Origin of the sequence: Eubacterium ruminantium, from assembly GCF_900167085.1 — a bacterium.
GTDB lineage: Bacteria > Bacillota > Clostridia > Lachnospirales > Lachnospiraceae > Eubacterium_Q > Eubacterium_Q ruminantium.
Genome location: NZ_FUXA01000018.1, coordinates 12,947 through 38,414, shown reverse-complemented (window position 1 = coordinate 38,414; position 25,468 = coordinate 12,947). Strand labels below are relative to the sequence as shown.

Sequence of the window (25,468 nt, the reverse complement as noted above, 5' to 3'; positions counted from 1 at the left end):
GTCGTAAGAATACTTTTTTACCTCCTTCGCAATGGTTGTGCGATCACGTCCCAGTTCTTTGCCAATCTCTCCGAAGGAGGCACTCTCCTGGAGTCGCTGGGCTATGATCAAACGATCTTCATATGATAAAAACCTTGACATGGTAGCTCCTTTCCAGCCGCCAGAAATCAAAGTATAACAAAAATGAGACCAACCTTCCAGTCGGCCTCACATGTTTGTAAGGGAGAATCCATACCCCTCTCTTACACCTATAATTATTAACTTGTACTACTCATCCGAGATACTGGGTATGGAATCTCGGATTACAATTGAGGATCAGAGTAGTTACTTTTATCTGTAATCCGTGATAAAACATAGTCACAATTTCTTATCATTTATCATGATATGTGTTGAGATATAGTTACAATTTCTTATCATTTATCACTAGACGTGATGAGATATATTCACAATCATTTATCACTGGATGTGATGATATTTTTTATATATTCAATTGTTACTGCATGATCAAAATCAGGGGTATTATGAAGAATAAATCAAGAGAGATAATTCAATATCCATCAGTCCAGGGTATCGCACTGACAGAAGAAGAGTCACCTGTGGAATTTCCGGATCACTGGCATAATGCTGCCGAATTCACCCTTGCCTTAAAGAGTGGCGGCAAGTATATGATCAACGGAAAAAGTTATACTTTATCTAAAGGCGACCTCCTCTTGGTATGGCCAAGAGAACTTCATAGTGTAATTCATGTTCCAAAGGGCTCATCACTTATAATCCAGTTTTCTTCAGATCCTCTTGAACATAATCTGGATCTTTTGTCTGCGTCCAAATATATGAACGACATCCATCATATTAGTATGAAGAACGAGCCTGCCCTGGCAAAAAATATACATGATATCATTTCCGAAATGCGCAAATATTATTCCGAGAAAAAATATTTTACGGAAACGAAATGCAAATTATGTATAAATAAAATCCTTCTCCTGATAGGTGAACATGCTATAAATGAGTGGCAAATACAAATGAGCGGCGCCCCTGCATCAACCGTTGTATGGTCCCATATTCAGACCGCATGCGACTATATAGCCGAACATTCAACAGATAATTTGACACAGAATGAAGTCGCCGCTCATATTGGACTAAGCCCTTATTACTTCTCCAAAATATTCAAGGAATGTATGCGGATTTCATTCCCGGAATATCTGTCGAAGTTAAGAGTACGTACTGCCATAGGTCTTCTCTCATATGAGAATCTGTCCATCACCGAATGCGCCTTTCAATCAGGCTTCCAATCAACAACAGCTTTCAATAAAGCATTTCGAGAGATAACAGGTTGTTCTCCGAGAGATTATCGTAAGTTGCACAGGCTTACTCCTGCCCCAGCCGGATCTCAGCTTTATTAGCGAATCCGTGTAACCCCATACCCATGCGGGGCAGAATGCCTGTATCCTTACTTCACAGGATTAGTTATTAAGCTCAGCCTTTACAGCATTAAGAACTTCTTCCATTTCAACTGTAGGCTCAAATCTTGCTATAACTTCTCCCTTTCTATTAACAAGGAATTTTGTGAAATTCCATTTGATATAAGCTTTTTCGCCATACTTTTTGTTATTCATATCAGAAAACTTTGCAAGTGCAGCTTTCTTGATACCTTTGCCAAACCCTTCAAATGGTTTCTTCTCCGAAAGATATACAAATAATGGATCTGCTGTTTCTCCATTTACATCAATCTTTCCAAACTGTGGAAATTCTGTTCCGAATTTCATTGTACAGAACTGATGTATCTCATCATCAGACTCAGGTGCCTGATTAGCAAACTGATTACAAGGAAAATCAAGTATCTCAAATCCCTGATCTTTTAACTCCTTATACATAGCTTCAAGCGGCTCATAATGTGGAGTGAAGCCACATCCTGTGGCTGTATTTACTATAAGAAGAACCTTTCCGGCATAATCACTGAGACTAACCATGTTGCCCTTTCTGTCTTTTACCTGAAAATCGTAAACTGATGACATAATAAATCCTCCTTTTCAAAAATTATATAATGGAAAATATCATTTGTGTTTTACGCTGTTTAATTGTGTACAATCATTATATGTCCACTTATCCTATTTTGTCAATACCTAAATGCAAAAAATTTTATACAATTTTTTATCCTGAAAAAACCCCTTTCACCGGTTATTTTCCGGCAAAAGGGGCATATATTATTTCTTTATGATTGCATTTCTTTCTTCAAGAAGTTCTTTCATTTCTCTGATTGTCGAAGTCATAAAAAGATCTGTTAAAGATATGTCCACATCGAAGGTCTCTCTAAGCTGTGACAACAGTTTCATAGCTATAAGCGAATTACCTCCCATGGCAAAGAAGTCTGAATCAAGATCAATTTCATCTCCGGAAAGATTCAACAATTCACAGAATTTTTCTCTGAGAAGAATTTCAAGTTCACTCATCTCACCATTATCAGTTACCTTTTTATCTTTATTCTTTGATGACGCTTCATAGATCGATGCAAGTGATTTTTTATCTACCTTTCCATTGATTGTAAGCGGTATCGTATCAAGGTATATAAATGCTTTCGGCATCATATAATCAGGAAGTTTTGATTCAAGCACAGCTCTTATTTCATCAGTCAGAGTTTCCACTCCGGTATAGAATAATACAATCTGATTTCTACTATTTACTATGGCTGCCGCCTGCTCAACATGTTCAGCCGATTCAGCTGTTGAAGAAATAGCTGAAAGCTCAATCCTCTTTCCATTTACCTTAACCTGCTGATCTTCTCTTCCATCAAATATTATGGTTCCATCTTCTCTGTAATGTCCTCTGTCGCCTGTATTATATAAGAGTTCTTTATTCCATTTGATAAATCTCTTTTGAGTAAGCTCCTCATCGGCAAAATATCCCGAACTCACACCTATTCCGGCTCCGTATAAAGTTCCTGTAACACCAAGAGGAACCTGCTGCATATTTTCATTTAAAATATAATATCTGTTGTTAGCGATAGGCTTACCGTAAGGAATTGTCTCCTCTGCCAAGTCACTTTCTTCTACATCATGAAGTATATTCCAAAGCGTAGTTTCTGTAGGTCCACCGGCTGAAACAAGTTTTACCGTACTGTTCCAACTTTTTATCCTGTTCAACAGGCTGGATTTGATATAATCTCCACCCAATATAACCAGTCTAAGTTTTTCTACAGATTTTCTGTTACTTTCATTTATCACTTCCATCAGCATTTCCTGCATGGCCGGAACAGAATTCCAGATAGTTACATCATATTCTGTCATTAGTTCTGCCCAGTATTCCGGATCCTTAGCAAAATCCTCTTCAGGCATAACAACCGATGCTCCTGCAGCTATCATTCCGAAGATATCATAAAGTGACATATCGTGAGCTGAATTAGTAACCGCCATTGCAGTATCTTTAAAAGAAACATTATATCTTCTGTTGGTATAAAGAATGGCATTCATCAATGATTCATGCTTTATCATTACAGCCTTCGGCCTTCCTGTAGTTCCCGATGTATGAATGATAACTCCTGTATCACTGCCCGATACATTTACCGGATCAACAACGCTTATATCATCATTTATAATGTCTGATACAGTTATGACATTTTCAATATGCTTCTTTAATTCTGCATAGTCCTTATCATTAACAAGGACATATCTTTGATCGATATATGATAATGTATTGGCAACTACTTCATATGAATAGTCATACTCAATCGGAACATAAACAGCTCCTATATACAGGGTAGCTAAAGCACTTACTATCTGCTCAAGTCCTTTACCTATATATACAGCAACTTTATCGCCCTTCATAACACCTATCTTCTTTAAGCCTCCGGCTGCCTTTCTGACCATCTCATGAATCTCGTCATATGTGTAAGCAATACCCTTCATCTTTACAAAAATATTATCTTTATATTTCTCAAATGAATCTCTGATCATTTCTGTCAGGGTTGTGCTACCCAAATCTTCTTTGGTCGAATTAGCTCTGTCGATGACAGCTTTATCTTCATCAGGAAGAGGAATATTAACTTTATTATTCCAGTATTCTTCATTGGTTGCAGCTTCAAATAAAATATTTTTCTGCATAGCTGCAAGTTTCTCAAGAACTTCTTTTCTGATAAGTCCCTTAAGACTGTTGTAATTAAATTCAATTCTGTCACTGTAAACACAGGTATTAACATCTATCCATATCTGAGAAGTATGATTCTCCTGATATCTGATTCTCATACCTTCTTTTTGTATCTCAATAAATCTGTCCTGGAATTCCTGAGCATCCGGCAGCATACCAAATACAAGCGGAGCAAGAACTTCGCTATATCCGTTATTTTTTCTGTAGATCTCTCTTGTAATCTCCATACCACTGAAGCTGTTGTGATCCTTAAGCTCCATGATCTGCTGCTGAGTCTTAACTACCTTTTCGTAGAATGTATCTTCAGGATCATCATCCATTGTAAAAAGAAGAAATGATGCGCACTCTCCAAGAACCTTGAAAATATCTTCATGGAACGGAGGTCTGTAGAACTCAGGAATATTAAGCAGAAATCTCTTCTTATCATTCCATCTTGCAACAGCAACCGCGAAAGAAGTCATAAGAACAGAGAACGCAGACACACCATGCTCCATTGCTTTCTTCTCTATATTGTTCCATGTTTCAATAGGAAGTCCGCATTCAACCTGTATACCTTCAACTGTATCAAGATCCGCGATGTCATTCATAACCGGAAGTACACCTGCAGACGGAAGATCAGGTATCTTCTCCATCCAGAATTTCTTATCGGCCTCATATTTCTTTGTTGTTTTTAAAGCTTCTCTATACCTTATATAATCTCTGAATGTAACCTTAAGCGGTTCCATAACAGTATCAGGATTCTTATAAAATGTACCGAGCTCAGTGAAGAATAACTGGAAACTCCAACCATCCATGATCTGTCCATCGGCATAGATATGAAGTATGGCAAAGTCATCTTTAAGCTGTGATAACTTACATTTAGATAAAGGTGCTATGGACAGGTCAAGTCTTGTAGCAACCATTTCTCTTCTTGTATTTTCAAGATAATCTTTTACATCTTCTTCTTTCCATCCTCTTAAATCCGTTACCGGAATACTGTAATCCTCAAGTTCCTTAAGAACATGCTGCATACCCTCGTCATCAATATAAGTTCTGAGGATATCATGTCGCTCGATAACTTTTTTATAGACATTTATCAATCTGTCGTAATCATATCCCGGACACTCAATCTCAACATATCCTGCTGTAGGAATACTGCTGAAGCCCTCAGTTTCATGAGCCCCTATATAATAAGATTCCTGAAGATCACTGAGTGGGAATGGATCATATCTATGTTCAAGATCAGGTTTAAAGTCAGCCAGTTCAAGCTTCTCATCCGGTACTTTCTCTTCGTCACCGGATTCTGAATGATCGATAAATTCAGCCAACTGCTTGATCGTCGCATATTTATAAAGTTTTGTAAGCGATACCTCTATACCGTGATTCTTGAGCTTTGTAAGAATGCTTATGGATTTAAGTGAATCAGCACCCACAGTAAAGATATTTACATCTGTACTTATCTCATCAAAGCCGAGAGTCTCGCATATAATATCAGATAAAAGTTTCTCGGTTTCTGTTTCAGGTTTTATTATAGCTGCATTAGCTCTCTGGCCATCTCCCATTTCATACGGAAGTTCTTTAAGATTTACCTTAGCATTTTTACTCAGCGGCAATTCATATAAAGCATATATTTTTTCAGGTATCATATAAGCCGGAAGATCTTCTTCAAGTTTCTTATATAATTCCTCTTCTGACTTATAATCTTTACTTGAAGCTGAATAGCTATATATTACATGCTGATCGAAAACTTCCGCCGGAGATGATTCTTCCGGATAAGAAGATGCCAATATGAATCCACATTTTTCCATCTCCTCTTTCCATTCCCTTGCAGATAAAAGCGGTTCATTTTTCTTAAGTCGTTCATCGTTATATCCTGAAAATCCTTCAATGAATCCGATGGAAACTTTGTGATATATCTTGTTGGTTGTTACTTCCAGTGCAACAAGCATACCTTCTTTAGCCAGCATATATCTGAAATTCTTCAAAGTCTTATTGATTATCTTTGAATCATGAAGAACATTTGCTCCGATTATAATATCAAAGCATTCCGGCTGATATCCCTGCGCCTGAGGAAGCTGGTCGATATTGAAGATACCGTACTTAATGAAATCATACTGTGCGAATTTCTCTTTTGCTTTTTCAGTAAAGAATGTTGAAAGGTCTGTAAATGTATATTCAATATTATAATTCTTGATCCTTTCAAGAATGTCAGCAGTAGTACCACCTGTTCCTGCACCAAATTCCAGTATTCGTACAGGTCTGTCTTTCTTCCAGTTCTTTATATATTCCTCTATAGCTGATGCAGTAAGCATATTCATATACTCAGCTACAGGATTTGATCTATATATATTCTCCGCTCTGTTAGTCTCGCCTTCAGGGAAAAGTATTGTAAGCGGGTTAACATCAGCTTTCAGTATATCAAGAACATTTTTGTTACAGAGCATAAGAAATTCAAATGATCCACCCCAATAAGATACACCTTTTTTCTTCATGATCTCATCATAAAGGCTATCTACATCAATTTCTTTTAAAGGTTCTGTAACCTGATATACTCCCTCACGTTTCTTACTGAGTTTGCCGATCTTTACCATTACATCAGCCCACTGGTTGATCAGTTTTCTGTATCTTTCTATTATCTTTCCTTCCAGGAAGAGATTATCCAGTGTATAGATCTCATCTTTATTTGTAAAGAAATCAAATTTATAAAATGTATTGCTTATTATGGCTGTACTTACTTCTTCAAGAGAATCGGAAATATCCTTATACTCATCTGTTGTAAGATAATCCGGAAGATTTCTTTCACTTTCTTCCATAGCCTTTTTCTGTACGGCCGCTGTTTCTTCAACCCACTCTTTATCATATGGCATACTGTCGGCAGGAACATAGTAACCAAAAAGCTTTTTCGTATTGCCGCTTCCGGATACAACCTGTGCAACTGCAGCGATAATATTAGGCTGCTTTTTAAGACAACTTTCTATCTCTCCGAGCTCTATACGATTACCGTGTATCTTAACCTGATTATCTTTTCTTCCACAGAAGACCATATAACCTTCATTTGATAAATATCCTCTGTCACCTGTTGCATATAAACGTCCGTATATAGGATGATTGATAAATGAAGCCTTTGTCTTCTCCTCATCATTTTGATAACCGAGAGCTACTCCGATACCACCGATATAAATATCACCTTCAATATTCTCCGGAAGCGCTTTCTTGTCATATCCGAGTATGTACATGGTCTGATTTGAAAGCGGATATCCATAAGGTATACTCTTCCAATTCTCCTTAACCTCTTCTATCGGATAGTAAATCGACCATATCGATGCTTCAGTAGCCCCACCGAGACTTATAACATTTGCTTTTGGAAAATGTTTCTTTATCTTATCCGGAAGATCCACAGGAATCCAGTCACCACTCAGAAGGACAAGTCTCAAGTTATTATTTACATAGTCTTTATCCAGTTCATTTACAAGTATCTGCATCAAAACAGGAACAGTATTCCAAACACTTATAGGGAATTCTTCAAGTTCTTCGATCATACCGTAGATATTCTCCTGCTTATCATGAAGAAATACTGCTGCTCCCGTAGTGAGCGAACCGAAAACATCATATACAGAAAGGTCAAAACCGAAAGAAGATATACCGATAAATCTATCATCCTCGTTAATATTAAATCTACGGTTCATATCAAGAACCGTATTCATCATAGCTTTTCTGCTTATCTCAACACCCTTCGGATTTCCTGTTGTTCCGGATGTATAAATGACATAAAGAAGATCTTCTCCGTTTTCCGGAATATCATCCATACTGTCGCTCAGATCGTCGCATCTGTTCTCACGATAAAAATCTGCAGTAAGAGTTTCTACCGCATTACTCTTTTTAAGAACATAATCCTTTCTTTTCTCCGGAAGACCGGTAGCGACAGGCACATAATAACCGCCTGTTTTGGCAACAGCTATCATATGAACTATGGTTGTATAATCTCTGACTCCTTCAATAAGATATCCTTTTTTATATCCATAGTTTTTGATCAGATAATTTGCTTCCCTGCTTGACATCTCATCGAGTTCTTCATATGTAAGTTCGGAATTTGCTGTCATAACAGCAGTATTATCCGGATTATTAACTGCCTGATCATGTATGAGTTTCACAGGTGAAATATATGGAATATCTTCCTTTGTATCATTATATTTTGCATAACTTTCTTCAGCACATTCATCCAGAACCTTTGATTCGCCGTAAAGCGCTGTTTCAACAAAATATCTTTGAACATCCTGAAGTCTGTCTCTGTTCCAATACTGCTTAGGATAATCCCAATGAATTGTCAGAGCACCGCTTTTAAGTGTTATCTGATTATCAAGAAGAACCTGTGGAGTCTGACTGGCCTGATATATTCTTTCACCGAATTCCTGCCAACCCTCCTTTGCCAGATCAAAGAACATTCCCGTAAATACAAATGGAAATGCAGCCTTATCTTCAACATCATCTTTAATGCAGACATTTTTAGCAACAGCCATCATATTGCAATTGAGATGTTTCTTATAGACAGATATCTTCTTCTGTGTTTCCCTGCTTATCTCATAAATATCCTTGTCATCACTAAAATCAAAATCAACAGGAAGTATCTTTGTGAAATCGCCTATAACTTTTGAAAGGTTAAGTCCCTTTCTGTCCGATACCGTCATATTTATGGTTATCTTATCAAGATTCGTCCACTTAGAGACAGTCTTCGCATATGCAGTAAGAAGATATATCGATGGAAGAATCTTCTTCTCTCTGAGATAACTCTCCCTTTTCGACCAATCCTCCTCGGATATGATATATTCCATAAAATTGAATTTCGGAACGTCCGGCATACTTTCATCAAGCTTATTAAGGAACGGTCCTGCCTGGAAATCATTTATTCTTTCATTCCAGAAATTCATATCCTCCTCACTGCGTTCTTCTCTTTTTTCGCTCTGACTGACTATGAAATCAGAAAATGAAATCGGAAGCTTCTCAACTTCTTCATCATTATCATAATTACTCAAGAGTTCCTGTATAAGAAGTTCTGTACTCATACCGTCAACGAGCATCATGTCGAAGTCAACTATCAGACGATATCTGTCTTCGCGGACTTTAAACATATGGAACTCGAACATAGGCCATTTTCCTAAAGGAAATACCCTGTCAGAATTCTTATTTCTGTAATCCAAAAGGATTCTTTCTCTCTCATCATCTGATAATCCGCTTAAATCTTCACATATAACTTTATATCTTGGGGCCTCATCCAGAATTCTCTGTGTACCGTCTTCTGCAATATAAGTCCTAAGCATTTCCTGACGGACTATAACTCTGTTAACGGAATTTTCAACCAACACCGGGTCAAGATTTCTTTCAAATTCCGCATAGAAATGTGTAGAAATTCCTCCGAGATAGAGATGTTCATTTCTACCCATCATATATGCAAACTGAACATCAGTCAGTAATGTTTTCTTTTCCATTTCTTTAGTCTCTCCTTATCAAGTGATTTTCTATAACTTCCCCAACTTTATCAATCTCCTTCTCAAGATAGAAATGGCTTCCATTAAACTCCTCTATATAAAAAGCAGTATCTGTATATCTTCTCCAGTCACTTATATTTTCTCTTTTACTTAATGCCTCATCTTCTTTTCCGTACATACATACTATCTGCGAATTCAGTTTTACCGTTTCTCCGGCCTTGTAATTTTCCTGAAGGTAAAAATCCTTTTTCACAATCGGCGCGAAATATTCAAACATAATTGGTTCATTTATTAATTCTTCGGAGACAAAGCCCGACTCTTTTATAACTTCCAAAAGCTTATCATTACTTAAATTGCTAAGTATCGGCGCAGAATAATTTTCCGGCGAATAACATGAAGATACAAATAAAACCTCCGGCTGAATGTTATATTTTTCTTTTAGATATTTTGCAGCTTCATAAGCCACAATGCTTCCGCTGCAATGTCCGATAAATGCGAATTTCTTCTCTTTTATAAGGTCAATACTCTCATCCACAAAACAGTGAGCCATCTCAATAAGACTATCCTGAAGTTTCTCTCTTATCCTTTTTTCTCTCATGGGATACTGAACAGGCAAGATCGATATATCTTTAAGAATCCTTCCCCATGTTGCGAAGAAAGCTGCTGTTCCTCCCGCATGAGGAAACGCAAAAAGATTTATATCCTTGTCGCCGTTACTTTCATGTGCAATCCATTTATTCATACAACTCATCCTTTCATGCTTCCCGATTCATCTTTCTGCAAAATAAATCCACGAGCTTACTTCCTTCATTTCGTATATAGAAATGATCTCCATTGAACCATCTGATATCAAATTCATGATCCGTAAACTGGCTCCAGTCACGGCACTCACTTTCCGATATATTGTCTTCCCTTCCGGCTAGAACACATACATCGGAATCTATCTTGTATTTTTCAACATCCGGTCCGGCATATTCTTCCAGAATCCTGTAATCATTTTTGATGATCGGAAGGATGTAATCTTTAAACTCTTTAACTTCATAAAGCTCTTTCTCAAGTCCACCCTGAAGGTACATCTCCTCCCAGAAAACATCATTTGCCAGGCCGCTCATTTTCTTGTCTATCTCAATCTGTGGTATTGTATTAGCGGAAAAGAAAATGACTTTCGGTTTATTTAACTCTTCTCTGTATTGAACAAGTTTAGCGACTTCATATACGACCCAGCTTCCCATGCTGTGCCCGAAAAAGCCATACTCACTGACTCTGTGCTTTGAAAGATATTCCTTTATCTGTCTGTAACAATCCTCAGCGGTTTCATAAATATCACTATATAAAGGATCGCTTATTCTCGATGCTCGACCGGCATATTCTATCGGAACCACTTCAATATCTCTGGTTCTGCCTAATCTCTTCAAATCTCCATATGCAGACGCTGAACCGCCTGCATATGGAAAGCAAAATACAACATTCATATTTTTTATCCCAACCAATCTGTATATTTCTCTATATAATCTTCCATAATGCTGAAATGTGTACCTTCAAGTGTTATAACAGGTAATTCCTCATCGAAATATTCCTGCCATTTATTCGGATCTTCCGATACACTGTTTTCAGCCGCTTTAATATATATCGCCTTCGTATGATGAAGTTTTCCGCTGACACTGACATTGTGAGCATTGTCTACAGTACTTCTGAAAAAGTTGTTGAGCATGATAGTTTCTCTTACAGATAGCTGTTCAGGGTTCATAAGTATTCCCGCTGTCATGGTCATAAATGATTTCTTTACTTCTTTTTCAAGCTCTTTATCATCTTCAATAGCTTTTACAACTTTTTCCCAGAATTCGGAAATATCATTTATATCATCCAGACCTTCAGGATATTTATCGAAAGATAAACTCTTTATAAACTCAAGCTCAGTATCAACTGTATAATCATAGATAACATCTCTTCCCGGATCCTGAGTATCAAGGAACATAAGCTTTATCCTGGTATATCCGGCTTTTTCAAGAATATATGCTGCTTCAAAGCAAATGGTTCCTCCGATACACCATCCCACAAGAGTCACCTCATCTTCCGGAACAGTTACAGATGTAATTGCTTCAGCATACTCCTCTGCAAGTTCTCTAAGAGAAATCTTCTTCGGTTCAAGAGTTACTGCCTTCATAAGGTCAATGCCATAACAATTCAGTCTGTCTTTAACCACAGCAACTATTTTCTTATAACTATCCGCGCTTCCGTTACCTCCATGAATGAAGAATGCTTTCTTCTTATCCGGACTAATCTCGGATAATTCTCTTAAAATACTTCCTTTCGAGCCGCTTAATTTAAATTCAGCAAGACCTCTTATAGTACCTGATTTAAGGATATCCGTAAGAAGAAGTCCGCTCCAGTCAAGTTCTTTCTTTATCTTCGAAAGTAATTCCATAGCCTTAAGAGAATCTCCTCCGCATTCGAAGAAGTCATCTGTAACTCCGGCTTCATCTACACATAAAACTTCTTTCCATATTTCCAGGAGTTTTTCTTCTATCTCATTTTCAGGTAAAACTATCTCACGTTTCTCAGACTGAATTTCAGCAAGGCTTTCCATAAGCTTTCTTCTGTCAATCTTGTTGTTGCCTGATAAAGGAAGTTTATCCAATACTCTTACTATTGAAGGTCTCATATAATCAGTCAGATATTCTGCTGCAAAATCTATAAATTCTTTTGCCGGATACTCTTCATTATCCGCTTCAACAAAGCAGACAATCTGTCTTGAACCATTCTTATCTTCATGGATTAAAGCAGCCGCCTGAGTTACTCCCGGATGTTTCAAGAGAACATTTTCTATCTCTCCAAGTTCAATACGCATTCCCTGTATCTTTACCTGACCATCCTTTCGACCGCATATTTCAACATATCCGTCTTTTTTATAGATTCCGTAATCTCCTGTTCTAAAGATCCTTCCGTATTTCTCATGATCTATAAATCTTTCTTTGGTAAGCTCCGGCATTCCGACATATCCCTTTGCAATGCCCATTCCGCCGGCACAAATCTCACCCATTACTTCATCGGGACATTCACGGCCCTTTGAGTCCATAATATAAATCTGTGAATTACGTATCGGATAACCATAAGGAATGCTTTTCCATTCATCTTTCACTTCTTTGACTTCATAATAGATATCCATAATTGCCGTTTCTGTCGGTCCGCCTATGCTCATAAACCTTGCATTCGGTAATTTTTCCAAGATATCCTTCGCAAGCTGTTTCGGGATAAAGTCACCACCGAGCATGACATGCCTTATAGATGAACCCTGCCCTGCTTTCCTTATACTCATATACATCTGCATCAATGCAGGCACTGTCTGCCATACGCTGACCTTATGCTCTTCCACCATCATGGCTACGTCCTCAATAGCATGTACATCCGGAACCATTACGAGTGTTCCTCCTGCACCAAGAGAACCAAATATGTCATAAACCGACATATCAAAACTCATTTCGGACATTCCGATGATCACATCATTTTCGTCAACTCCATATACCTGGTTTGCACCCTGTATTGTATTGGCGGCCGCCTTATGAAGTATCTCTACTCCCTTAGGTGTTCCTGTACTTCCGGAAGTGAAAAGAATATATGCACTGTCTTCCGGTTCAGGTCTGTAACTCATAAGATCTATATCTTTGTCCGCATCAGGTAGATCTTTATATTTATCCGCAGTAAGAATTATCTTAAGTTTACTTGTCTCTTCGATATATCTGACTCTTTCCTTAGGGAAATCAGGAAGTATCGGAACATAACACCCTCCTGCTTTTAAGATTCCCAGGATATTTATGATCGTTCCCGGAGTTCTTTCTATCATGATACCCACAGGTTCATGACTGTTCCCGTTCTTTATGAGATCATAAGCGATTCTGTCAGAAAGTCGGTTCAGCTCTTTATAGCTTATCTTTTCTTTACCATAGATGAGCGCAGTCTTTTCTTCATGTGAAGCTGATGCTGTATCAAACAGTTTGATAAGAGTTGTTTCATCACGAACTTCTTCATTCGTATCGTTATAGGCCGCTCTCTTACTTTCCTCTTCTTCAGAAAGACAAGGCTGCCATATCTCATCTTTATTTCCCGCTACATCATCAAGCATATGGCAATATGCGCTGAATACCTTTTCAATCATATCTTCATCGAAAAGCTCACTTACATAATCCATCTGGATAACAAGTTCACCGCCCTGTTCAAGAACATTGAAATCTACATAAACCTGAGGAGTCTGACCGATCTGCCACTTAACATCACCGAGATTTTTGACGTCTTCCCAGATATCATTTTCAAAGAGAAGGCTTGTGAATACCATCGGCATCATAGCCTTAGTCTTTGGATAACGGAACTTTCTCATAACATCTCTTGAGAAATTAATACCATCATATATTCTGTACTCAAGTGCCTTACCCAAAGTAGCCTGAACCTTTTCACTTTCCTCCCAGAAATTTTTCCCTTCCGAAAGATCAAAATCAAGAAGTATTGTAGATGTAAAATCGCCGTATAATCTTTCTATATCCTTATTGAATGTCGGTCTGTTGAATATAGTAAGATTAAGTGCAAATCTGTCCATGCCACTGTAGAAATTCATCGTATGTGCGTAAACACTGAGAAGAAGTGCCGATATAGTCATTCTGTGAGATGCAGATTTACGTTTCAGAATATTATATTCATCCACCGAATATCTCTTTACTTTTCTAAGGAAATGCCCCTTTGTAACCTGTTCGGGATCACATATCATCGGAAGACGTGGAGCCTCAGGAAATGTTTCAAGTTTCGAAGTCCAATATTCCTTTGCCTCTTCATACAGATCACCTGTTTTAAGATTCTCCCAGTCATAGATATAATCCCTGTAATGATAATCGAGAGGTACAGGTGTCTCATCCGGGTGAAGATAATAATATGCAAGATCGCGTATAAGAAGATTTGCACTTCCTGAGTCAAGCATAATGGTGTCATAACCTATGAAAAGATACTTATCTTCATCTGTAAGGATAAAGCCTCCAATATCAAATAATGGGAAATGATATATATCAAAAACATAGTGTGAAAGTTCATTTCGCTTAGCTTTGATCTGTCTTTCCTGTTCTTCTTTTGATAAGCCTCTCAGATCTTCAAGTTCTATCTTATATTCAGGAATCTCGCGAAGAACTCGCTGGGTTCCGTCCTTTACCACTACCGTTCTAAGCATTTCCTGATTAATGATAAGTTTCTGAAGAGCATTATTTAATCTTTCAATATCAACCTTTGTTTCCATCTCTATGTAGTTATGAGTCGTAAATCCACCCAGTTCATAGAAATCCTGCTTACCGATAAAGTAAGCCATCTGAAGAGATGAAAGAGGGAAAGGTTCATAAAACTTATCTTCAGATACAGCACCAAGATGAGATATATAATTATTAATCTTCGAAATAAATGAATTTATACTATTCTCATCAAGTATCTTGTCATCATAATCGATCATTATCCGGAGACTGTCGCCGAAGGAAAGTGAATTGATCTCAAGATGATAATCAGTTCTCTGCTCCTCTGATCTGTTGCCTGTTGTAGTCTTTTTAACAATCTCAAACTCTTCTGACTTTTCACCAAGATTATCGAAATCACCCAGATAGTTGAAACAGATTTCCGGACGAGTTATCTCATTTTCTTTATCTGTCCCGCCGCTTATCTTCCTGATCATGTATTCCGAACTGTATTTTCTGTATTTCTTCTGGATGTCGGATGTATTCTTTATCAGCTTTTCAAGGTCATCATTATCATCATTAAAAATATATGGATATATAGCAGTAAACCATCCGACTGTATTCGAAAGATCAAAGCTTTGATTACCAAAACCTCTACCGTTATGTTCAATATCCACAGCAAACTTTTTAATTCCGAAAGTATCGCTTATTGACTTGGAAATTATGGTCAGAAGTGCATCAGCATATTCGACTCCTCTTGCCAGACGTAAATATTTATTTAGACCAATCTTCTCGTCTCCTGACAGGATAAATGAAACCGACTTTCTGTCCTTTAATTTAAGCTGTCTTTCAGGAGATGAAATACCGGACAATCTGTCAAGATTTGTACAGCCGGTCTCATCCCAAGGAAGCTCTTTAATTTCTGCTTCTTCCTGAGCTTTTGCATAATCTCTGTATGATACCGTCTTTGGTGTAAGTATCGTCTTTTCATTATTTAACTCACCCTTAAAAAGATCTCTTATATCTCTAAGGATCAGTCTGAACGAAACACCGTCCATTACCAAATGATGTACAGCTATGAAAAGATATGCCGCTTCCTTTTCCTTAAATAATCCAAGTTGGATAAGTATACCCTTCTCGATATCCATCATTTTCTGGATATTCTCAATCTCTTTATCCATCTCATCATCAGTAAAAGCTTTATCATACGACTCAAATTCATGGATCATATATGATTTTGCACCCACCGGCTGAATATACTGAGTAACCTTATCACCGGAATATATATATTTGGCACGAAGCATATCATGATGAGCTATTAATCCGTCCATCACATGCTCCAACTGTTCTTTCGTCACGGATGCCTTGATCTTAACCAGTGCACTTTGGTTGAAATGATCTTTATCAGCATAATTTTCTTTGAAGAATTCCTTCTGTATCGGGAGAAGAGGACATTCACCTTCCAAAGCTTCCTGTGACTGTGATTCTCCCTGATATACATATTCTGAGAATTTTTCAATTGTAGGATTATGGAAAAGAGTTCTTATCTCTGCATTTAAGCCGTACTTCTTCATGAGACCTATAATCTGCATAGCCTTAATGGAATCTCCGCCATGCTCGAAGAAGTTATGTCTTATTCCTATTTCCTTATCTCCGAGAACTTCCTGCCATATAGAAAGAAGTTTATTCTGAACATCATTTTGCGGAAGAACAAATACTGTTTCCGTATCATTTTCAATATCAGGAAAACTATTCTTATCTATCTTGCCGTTTTTATTCATAGGAAATTCCTTCATCTGAAGAAGGGCATTCGGCATCATGTATGAAGGAAGATATTTTGAAAGCTCATTTTTAACATCCTCAGCTTCTACAGCCTGATCGGATGTATAATAGCCATATATCTTCCATATTTCATTCTTCTTTACTATTCTTACAAAACTCTGTTTAACATTATTGCAGCTGTTTAATGCATTTTCGATCTCACCGGCTTCGATTCTGAATCCTCTTATCTTTACCTGAGTATCTTTTCGATTAAGGAAGAGCATTCCTTCGCCGGGAATATAGCGCACCATATCCCCGGATTTATATATCTTCCTGCCTTCACTAAATGGATCTTCTATAAAGGCTTCATTTGTAAGATCCTCACGTCCGAAATATCCTGAGGCATTATCTCCGCCTATATATAATTCTCCCTCTGCATATGGAGGACACAGATTTCCGTCACCATCCATAACATAAAATATGTGATTTGCTTCCGGTAAACCTATAGGTATCTCCTCTGCTTCTTCACTGAATGGTTTAACAAGATAACCCGAAGCAAAACATACGCATTCAGTAGGTCCATATGTATTGATTATCTTTACATCCGGATTTTCATCAGCTGCTTTTCTGAAATGTCTTGCTGAAGCTCTCTCTCCACCGGCTGATATTATCCTTGCGCCTTCAAAGCATTTCACATCCTCATCAACCATAAGATTGAAGAGCTGCGTTGTTATAAATGCTCTTGTTATCTTTTCTTCCCTGAAAAATTTTGTAAGATTAACTGCATTCTCCTTATCCTCCGGAGAGGCAATAACCACTGTTCCCCCGGTCAATAAGGTTGAGAATATTTCATATATACTTGCATCAAAAGAAAGTACAGCAACCTGAGCTACCCTGTCACCCGGAAGTCCATACTGAAGACTGTTCTTGCTTATAGCTGCAAAGCTGTATAATGAGCCTGATGATATGCATACTCCTTTCGGTTCACCCGTAGAACCTGAAGTAAACATGATATATGCTATATCTCCCGGAAGATACTTTTCATTCAGCAACTTGCCATTTGATGATCCTACATTATATCCGATTGCATCATTTTTACTTATTATGGTTAAGCCGTCTTTATACATTTCAGGTTTATCGGATATAACAATCGACATACCTGTTTTTTCTATGAAGTATTCTCTTCTTTTCTCCGGAAGTTTAATATCCAATGGAAGATAGGTACAACCTGCCATGAGAATTCCAAGCATGCATGAAACAGTATCAGTTCCATTTACCGCATCTATACCTATGACGTCTCCATGTTCAGCCCCGTTATTTTTGAGGGTTGATGCAACATTATAAGATCTGTTCAGAAGTTCACTGTAATATAGATCATTTCCGTTTTCTCTTATAGCAACACTGTCTTTATATTCTGATGCTATCTTCACAAACTGTTCCTGAACTGTATTAATGCTTACTGTTTTATCATATTTTTTATTAATCTCTGCGATCAGTTTTAACTCTTCATCCTCTGTTAAAAGTTTGAAGTCCTTAACTTTTTTCTCCGGATTATTTATAAGCTGGTCAAGAAGTATGCTGTAGCTTTTTGCAATCTGCTCTATACCCCTTCTGTCATATACTTCAGGATTGTAATGCCACTCTATATATAATTCATCGGAAGGCTGAGCCTTAATAGTAAGGTCGTAGTTGGTTCTGTCATAAAACTTTGCATTCTTGATCATCAAAGTATCAAACTTTGCTCCACTTAACATGTCCGCAAATTCAAGATTTTCGAATGCAAATATATGATCAAAAAGTTCCTGAGGTCTGTCCGAAATATCATTAAGAGATACCCTGCTTCTGAATTCCGCCTGAAAAATATCCATTCCCAGTTTATTTAACTGTTCAAGAAAAATGTTGTCTTTATCAAGTCGGAATATAACCGGAAGTGTATTTATGAATAAACCTACAATACTATCAGCATCATCCACCGGAACGCTTCGTCCGGATGTTACACATCCCCAGATTGCTTCTTTTGTATTACCGTATTTACATACAAGAAGTCCCCAGATTCCCTGAATTATTGTGCTTACAGTCACATGATAGCCTGCTGCAATATTCTTTACCTTGTCCATCTTTTCCTTAGAAATATTCAGTCTTACAAATTCTCTGTCAAGACTGTATGAACCTGTCTTCTTCCATGTAGGAAGCACCACCCTTTCGGGTTTATCCTTCAGGTAATCTTTCCAGTAATCAGCACTTTCTTTATCATTACTTTCTTTCAGCCATTCAAGATAACTTGAATAAGGAACTTCTTCCTTGATGCTGAAATCACCTTTTAGCGAAGCACTGTAATATCCGAACAATTCATTGATAAGTATAGACATGCACCATCCGTCAAGGGCAATATGATGACAGCCCCAAACAAGTACATGATAATTATCACTATATCTATAAAGAGCCATATGCATAAGTTCACCTTTTTCAAGATCAACCTTTCTCCTGCTTCCTGCTCTTATTTCATCTTCAACAAACTTATCTTTTTCTTCTTCAGAAAGGGAAGTGATATCTTTAACTTCCACCTCCGCCTTCCTTTGTCCCTGTTCTGCAATACCGACAGATACATTTTTCTCTCCCGACAGGAAGTACCTGCTTCGCAAAACTTCATGGGTATCTATCAGAAGCTGTACACTTCTCTTAAAATTCTCTATATCAAGTGATCCTTCAATGCCAAAACTGACCTGATTGTAGTACAGAGCCTGTTCCGAAATCATATCGTGAAAATACATTCCCTGCTGCATCGGAGAAGCGCTATATATCTTTTCCATTATGGCTGTTTCCTCCATTTGTAGTCTCTGTCTATCTTTGCTGCTATATCTTTAATGGTCTGATATTCAAAGAAATCCGTAACGTCTATTCTTTCCAATTCTTTATTTAAAATAGTGATTATCTTCATACCGATAAGTGAATTTCCGCCTATTTCAAAAAAATTATCTTCAATATCTATATCGTTCCTTTTAAAAACATCACACCAAATCTTGTAAACTCTCTCTTCGCTGCTACTCATTTACTGCTCCTTTATGAATCCTGATTCTTTAATGCCATAACCATCGGCACATTTTTAACCCTTCTCAGGGATGTGAAATTCGCTATCAGATAACAAGCAAGTCCAACGCCTGCTACCAGAAGAATGCTCTTCCACCCCATTACAAATCCTATGTATCCCGGTATAGTTTTTATACATGCAGGCCATACTGCAACCATGAGCGAATACTGAAGCGGTAAAGATATCAATATTATCAGAACTGTTACGATAAGGTTAGTTCTCGTATACATCTTTCTTATCTCTTTTTCCGTAAATCCAAATATCTTAAGCATTGAAATACCTATCTCATTCTGAGAGATAATAAGTTTGATAAGGATATACATAATGATCAGATATACAATTACTGCCACAGCAGGAAACATTATTATCATGGATTTCATGGCATTCTTCATGACCTTACCGTTTGACACATAATCATCAACAGTAAGCTTGGAAACGAGATTATCTTCAGGAATATCGAGTTCCTTATTTGAGAAATAATAATTGTGATAGTCCTTCTCTTTTCTGAGAATATTATTCATCTCTTTTTTGTCAGTAAAAATGCATAATCCCAGATTATAATTCAGAATTTCCACAACCTTATAGGATTCCTTTTCGCCTGTTGCCGTATTCTGCAATTCAATTTGATCATTTTTATTAATATTAAATTTCTTGGATGCAGCATCGGATATTGCTATTTCTTTATATTGTAATTTGGGGAAATTCTTGAAGAACTGACTATTATCACTTACGCCTACCCCGGTGATACTGTATGACTGTTTCAGTACATCAGAGTAATAATCAAAACTGCTGACTGTAGCTTCTTCTGCTTCATCTATAGATACCTTATATTCATCAGATACAGCATATTGATATTTCACAAGAGCATTCTCTGACTGTTCATCGATATATCTGTCAAAAGAAGAGGACATACCGACACCAAACATCATAAGCAGTCCGCCCAGGAGAATTCCAACGAAAAGAAGGACATACACTCCAATACTTCTCATAAACATTCTTACTCTGAATCTCAGATCAAAACTTCCTGCGTTAAAATGACTGTTCTTTGCGCCTCTATTCTTCTTCAGATCTTTTCTGATAAGCTGAAGAGGTTTTCTGTTCAGATTTTTTATAAGTGATACAGTATTTATAATTCCTATCAAAAGACAAGGAAGTAAAATTGATATAACAAGAATTTCATTTCCTACCTTTACTGAACACTCAGGGATACTGTAATATCCTGAAAGACTGTTAATAGGGAGAACATAAAGAACTTTCATGCCCAGAATGACACCAACTACACTTCCAAGAAGTGTAATAAGACACGGTGCGATAAGGTAGGAAATGATAATTCCGGTTTTTCTGATACCCAAAGCAATGAGGGTTCCGAGAACAGAACATTCCTGCTGAATAACCTGCTTTGAAAAAATCACATACAGGAAGGCTATAATGATCACGACCACTCCCACAAACATTGTGGCCATGGATTTATTTGAATCCATTTTAGGAATTACACCTGATATTCTCTTGTTGCTTTCCGTATAGCTATAAGCATTTATGCCGGAAGCGTTGCTCATCTTTTCGAAGGCCTGATCAAGTTTTCCGTAATTCTCTATCATGGATACACAGGCAAGGGTTTTTACTATATCCCTAACCTTTTCTTTTTTCTCATCTTCAGTAAGATTATCCTTAAATATAAATGCATAATTATATGATATATCGCCTTCATTTATATCTTTAAATGCATCCTCCGATACCATTGCGACACCGAATTCACTTCTGTCTGCAAGCATTTGGGACGGAGTTTCAAGACTTATTGTATAATCCGGAAAAGCACCTGTTCCGGAAATCTTATAACTTTTTCCACCGATACTGATACTGTTTCCTATTTTCAGTTTTTTCTCTTTGGCATATAACTGATCCAGGAATATCTCATCTTCATTCTGAGGAAGAGTTCCTTCACCGACATAAGGAATATTGCAGGAGGTTCTTTCATTAAATATTCTTACAGTCGATCCATCTTCATTATCCTTATCTGCGTAAAGACTTGGATAAACGTCAACGCCGAGTTCTTCAACATCGCCTTTAATCCCTTCATCAAGAGGTCCGTCAAGTGTAAAATATCCATCTTCCAGATTGTTATCTTTCAAGTAATCACTAAATGTGTCCTTTGCACTGTTCGTTCCGGATATAAAACCCACAAACATTCCCACTGCTATCATTGTTAGTATAAAAAGTGCAAAATATCTTCCGAAATTTGATTTTATATCTCTAAAAACTCTCTTATTCATCTTCTCATCACCACTCTATCTCATCTACTGACTGCGGATTTTCAACACGTATTTCTTTTGCTATCTCTCCTCCGCTTATTCTGAATATCTTATCGGCCATCTTGCCGATTGCTTCATTATGAGTAACCATAAGAATTGTTGTTCCATACTTCTTTCTTATGGTTTCAAGCAATCTTAGAGTATCTTTTGAAGTTTCATAATCCAGTGCTCCCGTAGGCTCATCACAAAGAAGCAGTTTTGGATTTTTAACTATGGCACGTGCTATTGCCGTTCTCTGCTGCTGTCCTCCGGACAAATGTCTCGGAAATTTATTCTTATGCTCTGAAAGTCCGAGAAGTTTCATGAGTTCATTGATATCTATGACATGATCACCAAGTTTTTGACATATTTCTATATTCTCTTTTACTGTAAGGTTAGGTATAAGATTGTATGACTGGAAGACAAATCCTATCATCTCTCTTCTGTATCTTGATATCTCAGCACTGCTTTTTCCGCTGATCTTCTTACCGTCAACAACAACACTTCCTTCATCCGGTGTTTCAAGCCCTCCGATTATATTGAGAATAGTTGATTTTCCGGATCCGGACGGTCCGAGAACAACCACTATACTTCCTTCATCTATGGTCATATCTATACCTTTTAAGACGCTTATCTTATTCTCTTTTTCCCCGTAGTATTTTTTAAGATTCTTTATCTCTACAAACATTTTGTGTTCCTCCTGTTATCAGTCCTTTGTTCCAAGAAAGAATGTTGTTAAAGTTTCCGCTTTCTTTTTTTCGTCATCCTCTTTTTCAATCATCGTCGGAATCCTCGATCTGTCAGTGGCCTGTTCTACTGTTTCGCCATAATTAAAATGAAAATGTTTCAGCATCTTCATTCCGTTTCCTTCTTCCATAGTGCAGATTGGCATGATACATATATAACTGTATCTTCCTTCAAAACTCTCTGCTTGAAGAAGGTAAGATACTTCTCCCTCTATAACAGTTTCCGGACTGTCTTCGGAATATTCAGCCACAACTTTATATTTATCACTGAAAACTTTATTATTATTCGAATCAAAACCGATAATAGTATTGCCTTTGATATTGAAATATCTGACATCATCCGTCACATAACAAATCTCTTTAAATGTGTCTTTTAACTTATCCTCATCGATATTTACTTCCTCAGAAATCTTTGTCCATTCTCTGTTAAGTCCCGGATTGTCACAATAATCAACAAATGATTCCCATGTACCTTCCCATTCTTTAAGTGAACGGTACTGTTCATCACAATCCGTCTTCTCTTCCTTTATATCGTAAACATCAACATTCTTTTGATCTGAATCATTCTTTTTACCGCATCCTGCAGCAAGAAGCATGAAAGAGCCCAAAAGAAAAGCTGTAGTAAACTTTTTATTCTTAGCCATTTTTATCTCCTCGAATTATTTAATCTCTTCGAATTATTAAATCTCTTCAATTGTGAATTCACCGAATAACGGATCATTTATCATCTGCCGGATATCATCAGAAGAAACGATATCAGCCGGACGATATGTGCCATTTTCCACACAGCAATTTAGAAGCCTTCTAACTGCAAGTGACGCGATCATTCCGCATGCTTCTTCTTCCTTTTCCACATTGTATGAAATCCTATACTCCTTACGGATATCATCCTTAAGACCTCTTACTTCGATAATGACAGTCGACCATTCTTCCTCATCAGAAGATGTATTCTGCTCATATTCCTTTGCATATTTACCAATGATATCCATCGGATTATCTTTACCGTCTTTAATAAGATGACTTACTGACTTCATAACAAGATCCGAAAGCCTTTCATCAGTTACTCCATTGAACCAATGCAGCTCTCTGATATTACATTTGGCAGATATATCGATCATTTCATCACTGAGGAAAGCTTTGATCTTTGTCTCTTTTTCAGTTTTTGGAAATTTCTTATAGATTTCTCCGAGATTGTGCTCTTGCAGAATCCTTCCGTTACGGAAGTAAGAATCTCCTTTTCCTGTACCACAAAAAGAAGTAAGCACAATATCAGTAAATGCAATTGATGAAAAACACTGTTTTCCAACCTGATAACACTTCACTTTATCAACCCTATCGAACAACTTGTCCGAAATGTATTTTATAAGCAGTCCCCCAAGTCCCGGAACATAACCGCCTCCTGCTACATATACACTATTTTGAGGAAGTGCATCACGTATACTTTTATCTACAAGTATCACATCTGCAGTATCCACATAAGGAATCCCCATCTTCCCCGCAGCTACTGCTACTCGCTCTTTGACAATTCCTGCCGGTCCGGTACAGTTTAAAATAATATCGCAACCATCACAGAATTTATCCAGGCTGTCATCATCATAAATATCAACCTGCTGCCACTCAAAGTTTTCTATCCCCTTAAAACTATCACTATAGTTTCTGCTACCACCCTTTATGCAACAACTACCTTCCAATGCTTTTGCAGACATAAGTCCTATCTTACCGCTAGCACCTATAATCCCAACTTTTTTCATATTATGTCCCTCCTTATGCATGTTAGAATCCTATTAAATTACGTCTATCAGCATGGATTAGTTATTACTAACACAAGATAGTAGCATATAACTTTTGTTAGTGCAAGATTATTTTGTTAGCATAAAAAAACCTCTTTACCTTTTATCCGGTAAAGAGGTTTTTAATCAGATCATTGTTCAAGATCACGATTCACTCCACAAATCTGTATAAGCATATTATATTTTTTTTCTTCGGCAGGATTGAAATCCCAGATAAGCTGCGTCTCCGACGGTGAGTATCTGTCTCTGACATCTCTTATGCACTGATCCGCACCTTCAACAGGGCTATCAGGCATATACTCATTACCGAAATAAATCTTCTCCATCGAAGAATTATAAAGAGCTCTGTTGATGACCGGTATTATCATATCATTCATATGACGGAGTCTTTCTTCCATTTCCGCTTCCATCCGGTCCATATCATTAAAGACAGAAGAAAGATTATTGATAAGTATTTTTATAAAAATAGATATCATGGAAAAAAGCTGACTGTGAACCCCACAGCTTACTGTTACATCCACATGAATTACTGAGAATAAACTATTTAACTCATCTATATTTCTTTCCAGCTTTTCTTCAAAATGATCCATGTAGGATCTAAGCTTACTGACAAAATGATCTTTGTCCCCGTTCATTCCGTCTGTTCTGGCAATATAAGTCATTTCTTCGCAGAAGTCTTCAACTTCATCCTCATAGATTCCCGTAAGCGAAATGCCCATAACATCAATCTTCTTTCTAAGATTCTCCGGGAAACCGGCCGCCGCTTCTCTTACACCTTCTTCGTCCACATCGATCATTATCACTTTATCAAATGTCTGAAGTATCATCCTTAGATCAATATCATTGCAGCGTCCGGCTCCAACAATCATGACACTCCCGCTATTCTTACTCACGATTAGATCTGTTAATTTCTCTCGGTAAGACGCCCAGTCATTCCAGGCATTTGTCATTATGAAATTGTCTTTTATCTGCCTGTATATACTCATGTCCTGCCCTTT

13 protein-coding genes are annotated in these 25,468 nt (G+C 37.4%); 1 reads left to right on the top strand and 12 read right to left on the bottom strand.

The window, feature by feature from the left end; translation table 11 throughout:
• Positions 1-141 (bottom strand): helix-turn-helix domain-containing protein (locus B5D25_RS11635; RefSeq protein WP_078788141.1); only part of this gene is annotated, 141 nt, incomplete at its 3' end.
• A gap of 380 nt (positions 142-521) precedes the next feature.
• On the opposite strand from B5D25_RS11635, the gene B5D25_RS11630 reads away from it, so the two are divergent.
• Positions 522-1,400 carry an AraC family transcriptional regulator gene (locus tag B5D25_RS11630; RefSeq protein WP_159444170.1) on the top strand — a complete coding sequence of 293 codons (879 nt, stop codon included), beginning with the start codon at positions 522-524 and terminating at the stop codon, positions 1,398-1,400.
• A 60-nt stretch (positions 1,401-1,460) separates the two neighbouring features.
• On the opposite strand, the gene B5D25_RS11625 is transcribed toward B5D25_RS11630, so the two are convergent.
• From B5D25_RS11625 to B5D25_RS11575, 11 genes are all read right to left on the bottom strand, one after another.
• On the bottom strand, positions 1,461-2,012 hold the full coding sequence (locus B5D25_RS11625; protein WP_078788139.1) for a glutathione peroxidase: 552 nt from the start codon (positions 2,010-2,012) through the stop codon (positions 1,461-1,463).
• A gap of 189 nt (positions 2,013-2,201) precedes the next feature.
• Entirely contained in the window at positions 2,202-9,599 is a 7,398-nt protein-coding gene (locus tag B5D25_RS11620; protein WP_078788138.1) for a non-ribosomal peptide synthetase, read from the bottom strand.
• A 4-nt stretch (positions 9,600-9,603) separates the two neighbouring features.
• Positions 9,604-10,341: a thioesterase II family protein gene (locus B5D25_RS11615; protein ID WP_159444169.1), complete on the bottom strand. Its 738-nt coding sequence runs from the start codon at positions 10,339-10,341 to the stop codon at positions 9,604-9,606.
• A 13-nt stretch (positions 10,342-10,354) separates the two neighbouring features.
• On the bottom strand, positions 10,355-11,071 hold the full coding sequence (locus tag B5D25_RS11610; RefSeq protein WP_143000681.1) for a thioesterase II family protein: 717 nt from the start codon (positions 11,069-11,071) through the stop codon (positions 10,355-10,357).
• Positions 11,072-11,076: 5 nt separating this feature from the next.
• Positions 11,077-19,368: a non-ribosomal peptide synthetase gene (locus B5D25_RS11605; RefSeq protein ID WP_159444168.1), complete on the bottom strand. Its 8,292-nt coding sequence runs from the start codon at positions 19,366-19,368 to the stop codon at positions 11,077-11,079.
• A complete protein-coding gene (locus B5D25_RS11600; RefSeq protein WP_078788134.1) occupies positions 19,368-19,607 on the bottom strand; it encodes an acyl carrier protein in 240 nt (79 codons plus the stop codon). Before B5D25_RS11600 ends, B5D25_RS11605 begins: the two co-directional genes overlap by 1 nt.
• A gap of 11 nt (positions 19,608-19,618) precedes the next feature.
• Entirely contained in the window at positions 19,619-21,916 is a 2,298-nt protein-coding gene (locus B5D25_RS11595; RefSeq protein WP_078788133.1) for an ABC transporter permease, read from the bottom strand.
• Positions 21,917-21,923: 7 nt separating this feature from the next.
• Positions 21,924-22,622 carry an ABC transporter ATP-binding protein gene (locus tag B5D25_RS11590; protein ID WP_078788132.1) on the bottom strand — a complete coding sequence of 233 codons (699 nt, stop codon included), beginning with the start codon at positions 22,620-22,622 and terminating at the stop codon, positions 21,924-21,926.
• 18 nt (positions 22,623-22,640) lie between these two features.
• Entirely contained in the window at positions 22,641-23,324 is a 684-nt protein-coding gene (locus tag B5D25_RS11585) for a ZinT/AdcA family metal-binding protein (protein ID WP_078788131.1), read from the bottom strand.
• Between the two features lie 36 nt (positions 23,325-23,360).
• Entirely contained in the window at positions 23,361-24,431 is a 1,071-nt protein-coding gene (locus B5D25_RS11580) for a saccharopine dehydrogenase family protein (RefSeq protein ID WP_078788130.1), read from the bottom strand.
• A 170-nt stretch (positions 24,432-24,601) separates the two neighbouring features.
• Positions 24,602-25,456, bottom strand: coding sequence for a hypothetical protein (locus B5D25_RS11575; RefSeq protein ID WP_078788129.1), 855 nt, complete (start codon positions 25,454-25,456; stop codon positions 24,602-24,604).
• Between the last annotated feature and the right edge of the window lie 12 nt (positions 25,457-25,468).

Coding starts and splice junctions, on each gene's coding strand:
- B5D25_RS11630 (WP_159444170.1), top strand. CDS start 522: ATGAAGAATAAATCAAGAGAGATAATTCAATATCCATCAGTCCAGGGT.
- B5D25_RS11625 (WP_078788139.1), bottom strand. CDS start 2,012: ATGTCATCAGTTTACGATTTTCAGGTAAAAGACAGAAAGGGCAACATG.
- B5D25_RS11620 (WP_078788138.1), bottom strand. CDS start 9,599: ATGGAAAAGAAAACATTACTGACTGATGTTCAGTTTGCATATATGATG.
- B5D25_RS11615 (WP_159444169.1), bottom strand. CDS start 10,341: ATGAATAAATGGATTGCACATGAAAGTAACGGCGACAAGGATATAAAT.
- B5D25_RS11610 (WP_143000681.1), bottom strand. CDS start 11,071: ATGAATGTTGTATTTTGCTTTCCATATGCAGGCGGTTCAGCGTCTGCA.
- B5D25_RS11605 (WP_159444168.1), bottom strand. CDS start 19,368: ATGGAAAAGATATATAGCGCTTCTCCGATGCAGCAGGGAATGTATTTT.
- B5D25_RS11600 (WP_078788134.1), bottom strand. CDS start 19,607: ATGAGTAGCAGCGAAGAGAGAGTTTACAAGATTTGGTGTGATGTTTTT.
- B5D25_RS11595 (WP_078788133.1), bottom strand. CDS start 21,916: ATGAATAAGAGAGTTTTTAGAGATATAAAATCAAATTTCGGAAGATAT.
- B5D25_RS11590 (WP_078788132.1), bottom strand. CDS start 22,622: ATGTTTGTAGAGATAAAGAATCTTAAAAAATACTACGGGGAAAAAGAG.
- B5D25_RS11585 (WP_078788131.1), bottom strand. CDS start 23,324: ATGGCTAAGAATAAAAAGTTTACTACAGCTTTTCTTTTGGGCTCTTTC.
- B5D25_RS11580 (WP_078788130.1), bottom strand. CDS start 24,431: ATGAAAAAAGTTGGGATTATAGGTGCTAGCGGTAAGATAGGACTTATG.
- B5D25_RS11575 (WP_078788129.1), bottom strand. CDS start 25,456: ATGAGTATATACAGGCAGATAAAAGACAATTTCATAATGACAAATGCC.